The sequence below is a fragment of the uncultured Aquincola sp. genome, from assembly GCF_964001545.1.
Classification (GTDB): Bacteria; Pseudomonadota; Gammaproteobacteria; order Burkholderiales; family Burkholderiaceae_C; genus Aquincola.
Genome location: NZ_CAXFDV010000253.1, coordinates 1 through 9,888 on the forward strand (window position 1 = coordinate 1; position 9,888 = coordinate 9,888).

At 69.5% G+C, this 9,888-nt stretch carries 9 protein-coding genes and 2 tRNA genes; 2 read left to right on the forward strand and 9 right to left on the reverse strand.

The genetic code is table 11. The features are described 5' to 3' along the window. Positions 1-33: 33 nt before the first annotated feature. From ABNT58_RS08730 to trpE, 8 genes are all read right to left on the reverse strand, one after another. A tRNA-Gly gene (locus ABNT58_RS08730) sits at positions 34-107 on the reverse strand. A gap of 47 nt (positions 108-154) precedes the next feature. Next, positions 155-240, reverse strand: a tRNA-Tyr gene (locus tag ABNT58_RS08735). Positions 241-255: 15 nt separating this feature from the next. Further along, on the reverse strand, positions 256-990 hold the full coding sequence (locus tag ABNT58_RS08740; RefSeq protein ID WP_348753105.1) for a uracil-DNA glycosylase: 735 nt from the start codon (positions 988-990) through the stop codon (positions 256-258). Beyond that, on the reverse strand, positions 987-1,775 hold the full coding sequence (gene trpC, locus ABNT58_RS08745; protein WP_348753106.1) for an indole-3-glycerol phosphate synthase TrpC: 789 nt from the start codon (positions 1,773-1,775) through the stop codon (positions 987-989). Before trpC ends, ABNT58_RS08740 begins: the two co-directional genes overlap by 4 nt. Positions 1,776-1,884: 109 nt before the next feature. Beyond that, entirely contained in the window at positions 1,885-2,916 is a 1,032-nt protein-coding gene (gene trpD, locus ABNT58_RS08750) for an anthranilate phosphoribosyltransferase (RefSeq protein ID WP_348753107.1), read from the reverse strand. Positions 2,917-2,928: 12 nt separating this feature from the next. Beyond that, positions 2,929-3,936, reverse strand: a complete 1,008-nt coding sequence (gene ltaE / locus ABNT58_RS08755; RefSeq protein ID WP_348753108.1) for a low-specificity L-threonine aldolase — start codon at positions 3,934-3,936, stop codon at positions 2,929-2,931. Beyond that, positions 3,933-4,508 carry an aminodeoxychorismate/anthranilate synthase component II gene (locus ABNT58_RS08760; RefSeq protein ID WP_348753109.1) on the reverse strand — a complete coding sequence of 192 codons (576 nt, stop codon included), beginning with the start codon at positions 4,506-4,508 and terminating at the stop codon, positions 3,933-3,935. The genes ltaE and ABNT58_RS08760 overlap by 4 nt, the downstream gene beginning before the upstream one ends. Before the next feature lies 1 nt (position 4,509). Next, positions 4,510-5,985 carry an anthranilate synthase component I gene (gene trpE / locus ABNT58_RS08765; protein ID WP_348753110.1) on the reverse strand — a complete coding sequence of 492 codons (1,476 nt, stop codon included), beginning with the start codon at positions 5,983-5,985 and terminating at the stop codon, positions 4,510-4,512. Positions 5,986-6,245: 260 nt separating this feature from the next. Here trpE and ABNT58_RS08770 point away from each other — a divergent pair, with 260 nt between their 5' ends. Further along, complete coding sequence (locus tag ABNT58_RS08770) at positions 6,246-8,300, forward strand: UvrD-helicase domain-containing protein (RefSeq protein WP_348753111.1); 2,055 nt, start codon at positions 6,246-6,248, stop codon at positions 8,298-8,300. A 15-nt stretch (positions 8,301-8,315) separates the two neighbouring features. On the opposite strand, the gene ABNT58_RS08775 is transcribed toward ABNT58_RS08770, so the two are convergent. After that, positions 8,316-9,335 (reverse strand): questin oxidase family protein, encoded by a 1,020-nt coding sequence (locus tag ABNT58_RS08775; protein WP_348753112.1) that lies wholly within the window; start codon positions 9,333-9,335, stop codon positions 8,316-8,318. Between the two features lie 82 nt (positions 9,336-9,417). On the opposite strand from ABNT58_RS08775, the gene soxR reads away from it, so the two are divergent. After that, positions 9,418-9,888, forward strand: a 471-nt coding sequence (soxR, locus tag ABNT58_RS08780; protein ID WP_348753113.1) for a redox-sensitive transcriptional activator SoxR, incomplete at its 3' end; no start/stop codon positions are given.

Consider the following 9,888-nt stretch of genomic DNA (forward strand, 5'->3'; position numbering starts at 1 on the left):
ACGGATGCGGCACAAAGCGGTGTCGACGCAGACTGGAGCGGGAGACGGGAATCGAACCCGCGTCATCAGCTTGGAAGGCTGGGGTTCTACCATTGAACTACTCCCGCTACGGAGTCAGCACCAAATCACTGCACTACAAACAACGTCTCGCCTTTGGTGGAGGAGGCTGGATTCGAACCAGCGTAGGCGTAAGCCAACAGATTTACAGTCTGCCCCCTTTAGCCACTCGGGCACCCCTCCTGGGCGAGCCAATGACTATAGCACGGCCTTTTGAAGTGTCCAGTCCATGGAGCCAAAATTTTCTTGTGAGGCCAGAAATTCCTGGGCGCGGCCGAAGTGCCCGCAGCCGATGAAGGGCACGGGCGGCCGCTGCGCCGACAGCGGCGAGGGGTGGTTGGACGCCAGCACCAGGTGCTGAGGATGCGCCGCCGCGATCGGCTCGCCGAAGGCCTGGGCATGGTTGCCCCAGAGCATGAACACCTTGGGGCGTGGCTCCTGTGCCACGGCGGTGAGCAGCGCCCGGGTCAGCGACTCCCAGCCCTTGCCTGCATGGCAGCCGGCCTGGCCGTCTTCCACCGTCAGGCTGGTGTTGGTGAGCAGCACGCCGCGCCGGGCCCAGGGCGTGAGGTCGCCCGAGGCCGGCATCGGCAGGCCCAGGTCGCGGTGGAGCTCCTTGAAGATGTTGCGCAGGCTGGGCGGCAGCCGAACGCCTTCAGGCACCGAAAACGCCAGGCCCTGTGCCTGCCCGGGCCCGTGGTACGGGTCCTGGCCGACGATGACCACCCGCACGCTGTGCAGCGGCGTGAGCTGCAGCATGCGCACCGGATTGGCGGGGTAGACCGCAGCGCCGGCCGCCACGCGGGCATCCACGTGGGCGATCAGCCGGCGCGCCTCGTCGGTGGCGCGCCACGCATCGATCACCGGCTGCCAGTCGCCGTCGACCTCGGACAGCAGGTCGTCCAGCGGCCGGCACAGGCGGTTGGGCGTCACTGGAACAGCGCGGCCAGGGCCTGGCCCGGGTCGTCGGCGCGCATGAAGGCTTCGCCCACCAGGAAGGCGTGCACGCCCGCCTCGCGCATGCGCAGCACGTCGGCGCGGTTCAGGATGCCCGACTCGGTGACCAGCAGCCGGTCGGCCGGCACGCGATCGAGCAGGCCCAGCGTGGTGTCCAGCGTGACCTCGAAGCTGCGCAGGTTGCGGTTGTTGATGCCCAGCAGCGGCGTCTTCAGGCGCAGCGCACGGTCCAGCTCGGCGCCGTCGTGCACTTCCACCAGCACCGCCATGCCCAGCGCGTGGGCGGTGGCTTCCAGGTCGACCATCTGCGCGTCGTCCAGGCAGGCGGCGATCAGCAGGATGCAGTCGGCGCCCATCGCACGGGCCTCGAACACCTGGTATTCGTCCACCATGAAGTCCTTGCGCAGCACCGGCAGCGCGCAGGCGGCGCGCGCCTGCTGCAGGTAGGCGGCGTCGCCCTGGAAGAACGGGCGGTCGGTGAGCACCGACAGGCAGGCCGCCCCGCCCTGCTGGTAGCTCGCGGCGATCTCGGCCGGCACGAAGTGTTCGCGCAGCACGCCCTTGCTGGGGCTGGCCTTCTTGACCTCGGCGATCACCGCGGCCTGGCCGGCGGCCACCTTGGCGCGCAGCGCTGCCTCGAAGCTGCGCAGGTCGCCATGGGCCTCGGCCTCGCGCCGCAGGCTGGCCAGGTCGTGCTGGCGGCGCGCCGCGGCCACTTCTTCGTGCTTGACCGCCACGATGCGGTTCAGGATGTCGCTCATGTCTGCCCCTCGCCCGATGACACCATCGGCCGATCCCCCGAGGGGATGCGGGCCGCCTTGGGAGCGGCCCGGCGGTCGGCCCGCTGGAAGGATATGCGTCGAACGAAACTCACGATTTCAGTTTCTGCGTGGTCGCGACGAACTGCTGCAGCTTGGCGCGGGCGGCGCCCGAGGCCACGGCCTCGCGGGCGAGCTTCACGCCTTCGGGGATGGAGCCGGCCACGTTGGCGCAGTACAGGGCTGCGCCGGCGTTCAGCAGCACGATGTCGCGCACCGGGCCCTCTTCGTTGGCCAGCGCCTGCTGGATGCAGGCGACCGACTCTTCCTTGTTGGCCACGCGCAGCACGCGCGAGTCGTAGACCGGCAAGCCGAAGTCGCTGGGGTGCACCACGTACTCGCGCACCGCACCGTCCTTCAGCTCGCCGACCATCGACTCGCCCGAGAGCGACAACTCGTCCATGCCGTTCATGCCGTGCACGATCATCACGTGCTCGCTGCCCAGGCGCTGCAGCACCCGCACCTGGATGCCGACCAGATCGGGGTGGAACACGCCCATCAGCTGGTTGGGCGCGTTGGCCGGGTTGGTCAGCGGCCCCAGGATGTTGAAGATGGTGCGCACGCCCAGTTCCTTGCGCACCGGCGCCGCGTGCTTCATCGACGCATGGTGGTTGGGCGCGAACATGAAGCCGATGCCGGTTTCCGCCAGACAGCTGGCCACCTGCTCGGGCGTCAGGTCGATGCAGGCGCCCAGCGCTTCCAGCACGTCGGCGCTGCCGGAGCTGGACGAGACACTGCGCCCGCCGTGCTTGGCCACGCGCGCACCGGCGGCGGCGGCCACCAGCATCGCGGCGGTGGAAATGTTGAAGCTGTGCGCCGCGTCGCCGCCGGTGCCGCACAGGTCCACCAGGTGATTACGGTCAGCCACCGCCACCGGGGTGGCGAATTCGCGCATCACCTGCGCGGCGGCGGCGATCTCGCCGATGGTTTCCTTCTTGACGCGCAGGCCGATGGACAGCGCGGCGATCATCACCGGCGACATCTCGCCCTGCATGATGCGGCGCATGAGCGCCAGCATCTCGTCATGGAAGATCTCGCGGTGCTGGATGACGCGGGTCAGCGCGTCGATGTTGCTGATGCTCATGCAGCAGGCTCCTCAGGCGGACAGCAGTTCGCGCAGCACGGGCAGCGCGCGGTCGATGTCGTCGGCGGTGACGTCCAGGTGGGTGACGAAGCGCAGCGTGTACAGGCCCGTGCACAGCACGCCGCGGGCGGCCAGGCGCTCCACCAGGCCGGCCGCACGCTCGGGCGGCAGGTCGACGAACACGATGTTGGTCTGCGGCGGCGTGACCTTCACGCCGGGCAGGCCTTGCAGCCCTTCGGCCAGGCGGCGCGCGTTGGCATGGTCCTCGGCCAGGCGGTCGACATGGTGCTCCAGCGCATGCAGCGCCCCCGCCGCGATGATGCCGGCCTGCCGCATGCCGCCGCCCAGCATCTTGCGCCAGCGGTGCGCGCGCTGGATGAACTCGCGCGAGCCGCACAGCGCCGAGCCCACCGGCGCGCCCAGGCCCTTGCTGAAGCACACCGACACGCTGTCGAACGGCTGCGCCAGCTCGGCCGCGCTGCGGCCCGAAGCCACCGCCGCATTGAACAGGCGTGCGCCGTCCAGGTGGCAGGCCAGACCCTGGCCGCGCGCCAGCGCGGTGGCTTCCTGCACGTAGCCTTGCGGCAGCACGCGCCCGCCCCAGGTGTTTTCCAGGCACAGCAGCCGGCTGCGCGCAAAGTGCGCGTCGTCGGGCTTGATGTTGGCGGCGATGTCGGCCAGCGCGATGCTGCCATCGGCCTGCTGAGTCAGCGGCTGCGGCTGGATGCTGCCCAGCACAGCGGCGCCGCCGGCTTCCCAGCGGTAGCAGTGGGCCTGCTGGCCGACCAGGTACTCGTCGCCGCGGCCGCAGTGCGTCATCAGCGCGATGAGGTTGCTTTGCGTGCCGCTGGGCACGTACAGCGCGGCCTCGAAGCCCAGCATCTGCGCCACCCGCTGCTGCAGCCGCAGCACCGTGGGGTCGTCGCCGAAGACGTCGTCGCCCACCTCGGCGCGGGCCATCGCCTCGCGCATCGCCGCCGTCGGCCGGGTGACGGTATCGCTGCGCAGGTCGATGGTCATGATCGCTGACTCTGGGTGATGAAGTTGCGCAGCATGGCGTGGCCATGCTCGCTGAGGATGGACTCGGGGTGGAACTGCACGCCTTCCAGCAGCACTTCCTGGTGGCGCACACCCATGATCTCGCCGTCGTCGGTGGTGGCGGTGACCACCAGCTCGGCGGGCAGCGTCTCGCGCTCGATGGCCAGCGAGTGGTAGCGCACCACGTCGAACTGCTCGGGCAGGTCGGCGAACACGCCGCGCTGGTCGGTGCGGATGCGGCTGACCTTGCCGTGCATCTGCACCTGCGCCCGCACCACCTTGCCTCCCAGCGCGGCGCCGATGGCCTGGTGGCCCAGGCACACGCCCAGCAGCGGCAGCCTGCCCTTGAAGTGGCGGATGGCCTCGACGCAGATGCCGGCTTCGGCCGGCGAACACGGGCCGGGCGACAGCACCAGCTGGTCGGGCTTGAGCGCCTCGATGCCGGTGATGTCGATCTCGTCGTTGCGGAAGACCTTGACCTCCTGCCCCAGCTCGCCGAAGTACTGCACCAGGTTGAAGGTGAAGCTGTCGTAGTTGTCGATCATCAGCAGCATGTCAGAACCCCTCTTCCACCAGTTCAGCGGCGCGGATGAGCGCCCGGGCCTTGGCCTCGGTCTCCTTCCATTCCAGCTCGGGGACCGAATCGGCCACCACGCCGGCCGCGGCCTGCACGTACAGCGTCTGGTCCTTGATGATGCCGGTGCGGATGGCGATGGCCAGGTCCATGTCGCCCGCAAAGCTGAGGTAGCCGCAGGCGCCGCCGTAGATGCCGCGCTTGACGGGCTCCAGCTCGTCGATGATTTCCATCGCGCGGATCTTGGGCGCGCCGGTCAGCGTGCCCGCCGGGAAGGTGGCCTTGAGCACGTCGAGGTTGGTGGTGCCGTCCAGCAGCGTGGCTTCCACGTTGCTGACGATGTGCATCACGTGCGAGTAGCGCTCCACCACGAAGGCTTCGGTCACCTTGACGCTGCCGGTCTTGGCGATGCGGCCGACGTCGTTGCGGGCCAGGTCGATCAGCATCAGGTGCTCGGCCCGTTCCTTGGGGTCGGCCTTCAGCTCGGCTTCCAGTGCCAGGTCCTGCTCGGGCGTGGCGCCGCGCGGGCGGGTGCCGGCCAGCGGGCGGATGGTGACCTTCTCGCCTTCGGGCGTGGTTTCCTGGCGCACCAGGATCTCGGGCGAGGCGCCGACGATCTGGAAGTCGCCCATGTCGTAGAAGTACATGTACGGCGACGGGTTGAGCGAGCGCAGCGCGCGGTACAGCGTCAGCGGTGACTCGGTGTAGCGCTTCTTCAGCCGTTGCCCCACCTGCACCTGCATCATGTCGCCGGCCGCGATGTACTCCTTGGCCACGGCCACGGCTTTCAGGTAGTCGGCCTTGTCGAACTCACGCTCGACCGCATAGCTGGCGCCGCGGCGCACCGGCGGCGCGGTGACGCTGAACTTGAGCTTGTCCACCAGCTCCGACAGCCGGCGCTTGCCCGAGAAGAAGGCTTCGGGCCGCGACGGGTCGGCATAGACGATCAGGTACAGCCGGCCCGACAGGTTGTCGATGACGGCCAGCTCTTCACACTGCAGCAGCTGGATGTCGGGCGTGCCGATGTCGCCGGGCTTGGCGGCCTTGGCCAGCCGCGGCTCCATGTAGCGCACCGCGTCGTAGCCGAAGTAGCCGGCCAGGCCACCGCAAAAGCGCGGCAGCCCCGGCCGCAGCGCCACCTTGAAGCGCTGCTGGTAGGCCTCGATGAAGTCCAGCGGATTGCCTTCGTGGGTTTCCACCACCTGGCCGTCGGTCACCACCTCGGTGCGCTGGCCGGTGGTGCGCAGCAGCGTGCGCGCCGGCAGGCCGATGACGGAATAGCGGCCGAAACGCTCGCCGCCCACCACGGACTCAAGCAGGAAGCTGTAGGGCTGGCCGCCGGCCAGCTTGAGGTACAGCGACAGCGGGGTTTCGAGGTCCGCGAACGCCTCGGCGATCAGCGGAATGCGGTTGTAGCCCTGCGAGGCCAGGCTCTTGAATTCGAGTTCGGTGATCATGTGTTCAGCCCTCCGGTCCCCGGCGCAGGCATGGCGCGGCCGGGGTCGACAGTCGGAATTGCGGGGAAGCGGTGGCGGTGCGGGCGCTGTGCTCAGCCGGCCCGAAGGCGGCGTGACAATCAGCCCGCCCGTTGCAAACTAGACGGAAGCAGGCTGGCGACGCCAGGGCCAGGCTCCCCGGTCGTTCGACCTCGTCGTGAGTTTGCGCGGCATGAACATGGGCGGCGACTATAGCAGCGCCCGTATGATCGCCGCCTCCCATGGCAGACACCCTCAACCCCGCCCAGCTCGAGGCGGTTTATCACCTCGACGGTCCCTGCCTCGTGCTGGCCGGCGCCGGCTCGGGCAAGACCCGCGTCATCACCCACAAGATCGCGCGGCTGCTGCAGGCCGGGCTGGAGCCCAAGCAGATCGCGGCCATCACCTTCACCAACAAGGCTTCGCAGGAGATGCGCGAGCGGGCCAAGTCGCTGGTGGGGCCTCGTGCCGCGAAGGACCTGGTGGTGAGCACCTTCCACTCGCTGGGGGTGCGCATGCTGCGTGAAAGCGGCACCCGGCTGGGCCTGAAGGAGCAGTTCTCCATCCTGGACAGCGACGACGTGCTGGGCGTGCTGCGTGATGCCGGCGGCACCACCGACGCCGCCACCGCCCGCCGCTGGCAGTGGACCATCAGCCTGTGGAAGAACCAGGGCCTGAACAGCGACAGCGCGCTGGCCGCCGCCAAGGACGCCGACGAGCAGGTGGCCGCCCGGGTGATGAAGCTGTACGAGGAGCGCCTGTCCGCCTACCAGGCGGTGGACTTCGACGACCTGATCAGCCTGCCGCTGAAGCTGCTGAACACCGACGAAGAAGCCCGCGCCGACTGGCAGGGCCGCTTTCGGCATGTGCTGGTGGACGAATACCAGGACACCAATGCCGTGCAGTACGAGCTGCTGAAGGCCCTGGTCAGCCACCCCGACGACCGCCTGGCCGGCCGCTTCACCGCGGTGGGCGACGACGACCAGAGCATCTACGGCTGGCGCGGCGCCACCATCGACAACCTGCGCCGGTTGCCGCAGGACTTTCCCAAGCTCAAGGTCATTCCGCTGGAGCAGAACTACCGCTCCACCGGCGCCATCCTGCGCGCGGCCAACAACGTGATCGCCGGCAACCCCAAGCTGTTCGAGAAGAAGCTGTGGAGCGACTTCGGCGATGGCGAGCCGGTGCACCTGATGGAGTGCGACGGCGAGGAGCACGAGGCCGAGCGCGCCGTCTCGCGCATCCAGGCGCTGCGCGCACAGGGCGGGCAGGTGAAGTTCAGCGATTTCGCGGTGCTGTACCGGGCCAACCACCAGGCCCGTGTGTTCGAACAGAAGCTGCGCGCGGCGCAGATCCCGTACAAGGTGTCGGGCGGCCAGAGCTTCTTCGACCGCGCCGAGATCAAGGACCTGTGCGCCTGGCTGCGGCTGCTGGTCAACCAGGACGACGACCCGGCCTTCCTGCGCGCGGTGACCACGCCCAAGCGCGGCATCGGCCACCAGACGCTGGGCAAGCTGGGCGAGTTCGCGGGCAAGTGGAAGCTGAGCCTGTTCGAGGCGCTGTTCGCCGAGAGCCTGGGCGTGTCGCTCAATGCCAAGGCCATCGGCAGCCTGCATGAGTTCGGCAGGTATATCAACGACTTCGAGCACAAGGCCCGCCACACCACCGGCGGCGAAGACGCCAAGACGCTGCTGCTGGGCTGGCTGAAGGACATCGGCTACGAGCAGCACCTGTACGACAGCGAAGAGAGCGAAAAGCTCGCCGCCTCGCGCTGGTCCAACGTGATGGACTTCATCGACTGGATCGCCAAGCGCTGCGGCGGCGAGATCACGCAGGACGGCGGCACCTTCGAGAGCGAGCGCAAGAGCGTGCTGGAGGTGGCGCAGACCATCAGCGTGATCATCAGCCTGGCCGAGCGCGGCGAAGAGCAGGACGTGGTCACGCTGTCGACGCTGCATGCGTCCAAGGGCCTGGAGTGGCCGCATGTGGTGCTGGTCGGCGTCAACGAAGGGCTGCTGCCCTTTCGCAGCGACACCGAGGAGATGACGCCCGACCGCCTGGAAGAAGAACGCCGGCTGATGTACGTGGGCATCACCCGCGCCCGCACCACGCTGGCGGTGAGCACGCTGCGCCGACGCAAGAAGGGCCGCGAGACCATCCAGGGCATTCCCAGCCGCTTCATCGCCGAGATGAAGCTGCACGAGTCGTCGAACAAGGAAGACCCGAAGGAACGGCTCAAGAAGATCCGCGAGGCGCTGGCCGCCAAGGCGGCGGCTGCGGTGCCGCCGCCGGCCTGAGGCCACGCCTGCACCTCACCCGCCCACGGCCCGCGCTGCGGCCTGGCGGAACTCCGGCGCCCGGGTCGCGGCCTCGTGCAGGCGGCAGGCCTGCACCAGCTTGACGACGTGCTCATCGTCGCTGGCGATGGCGCGACGCACGATCTCCGGCCAGGCCAGGTCGCTGGCGGGCACCGGCGGCTGGTCAGTCGGCCCCTCAGCCGGCACGTCGCTGGCCCGCAGCGCCGCCGCCGCAGCGATGCTGAAGTGCCGCAGCGCGGCCGTCTCGTCGCCCCACCAGGGCGCCAGTTGCCGCATGGCCTGGCAGGCGGTCACCATGTGCAGCACGGTGAAGTCTTCGGTGGCGGCGTACAGGCCGGCAGCCGTGCGCGCCAACAGGTCCAGCGTGTCGGGCTGCAGCGCCAGGCGCGGCGCCACATGGGCAAAGTCTTCGGTGCGCGCCCAGGCCTGCATGCGCCCGCCGATCGACCCCGCATCGGCATCGGCATCGGCGCCGGCCGGCCGGCGCAGCGCGCGCACCTGGTCCAGCCACGCCTGCAGTGGCAGATCGGCGTCCACCGCTTCCGGCGCCTGAAGCAGCGGCGCATGGCGCGCCGCCCAGTAGCCCAGGCCCATGGCCAGCTCACCCTCATGCCGCGCCGCCACCGCATGCGCGGTGCGGATCAAGCCATGAAAGGCGCCGGCAGCCACACCGTCCAGCAGCGCAGGCACGGCGTCCGCCAGCACCGCATCCGGCTCCTCGTCCTGCAAGCGTTGCGCAAACAGGGCCTGCAACGGCTCGAAGACCTGGGCCTGGCCGCGCAGCGCGCGCCAGGTCCGCGCATCGGCCGCCGGCGCGGGGGCCGGGCGGGCCTGCAGTTCGGCGACATGCTGCTGCGCAAAGTCCTCCAGCCGCTGCGCCGATGCGCCCAGCGCATGCAGGGCCTGCAGCGCCATCGGCAGGTGGGTGCTGAAGCCAGGGCCGTACTCGGGCGCCCGGTCGAGGCCGGCATCGAGCAGACGGTTCAAGGTGCGGTGGGCGGCGGCAGTGTCCATGGTGCATGGGCAGGAGTGGTGAAGGCGCCTACCATGCAAGTTCAAGTGAACTTCAAGTCAAGCATCCGCGGGAGCACCGGGCATGGGCCGCACTACCACACCCCAGGACAGCACGCACTGGCTGTCCATCGGCGAGCTGTCACGCCGCGCCGGCATCGCCGCCAGCGCGCTGCGTTTCTATGAGGCGCAGGGCCTGATCGCCGGCGGGCGCAGTGCCGGCGGCCACCGGCAGTACCCGCGGCATGTGCTGCGGCGCGTGGCCTTCATCCGCGCGGCGCAGGCGGTGGGGCTGGAGCTGGCGCAGATCCGCCAGGCGCTGGCCGGCCTGCCCGATGGCCGAACGCCCACCAAGGCAGACTGGCAGCGGCTGGCCGGGGCCTGGCAGCCGCTGCTGGACGAACGCATTGCCACGCTGCAGCGGCTGCGCAACCAGTTGGCGGGCTGCATCGGCTGCGGTTGCCTGTCGCTCAAGACCTGCGCGCTGTACAACCCGCAGGACGCTGCCGCCGCTCACGGGCCGGGGGCGCGCTGGCTGGCCGGCGACACGCCGCCG

Coding starts and splice junctions, on each gene's coding strand:
- trpD (WP_348753107.1), bottom strand. CDS start 2,916: ATGAGCATCAGCAACATCGACGCGCTGACCCGCGTCATCCAGCACCGC.
- ABNT58_RS08770 (WP_348753111.1), top strand. CDS start 6,246: ATGGCAGACACCCTCAACCCCGCCCAGCTCGAGGCGGTTTATCACCTC.
- trpC (WP_348753106.1), bottom strand. CDS start 1,775: ATGAGCGACATCCTGAACCGCATCGTGGCGGTCAAGCACGAAGAAGTG.
- ABNT58_RS08775 (WP_348753112.1), bottom strand. CDS start 9,335: ATGGACACTGCCGCCGCCCACCGCACCTTGAACCGTCTGCTCGATGCC.
- ltaE (WP_348753108.1), bottom strand. CDS start 3,936: ATGACCATCGACCTGCGCAGCGATACCGTCACCCGGCCGACGGCGGCG.
- ABNT58_RS08760 (WP_348753109.1), bottom strand. CDS start 4,508: ATGCTGCTGATGATCGACAACTACGACAGCTTCACCTTCAACCTGGTG.
- trpE (WP_348753110.1), bottom strand. CDS start 5,985: ATGATCACCGAACTCGAATTCAAGAGCCTGGCCTCGCAGGGCTACAAC.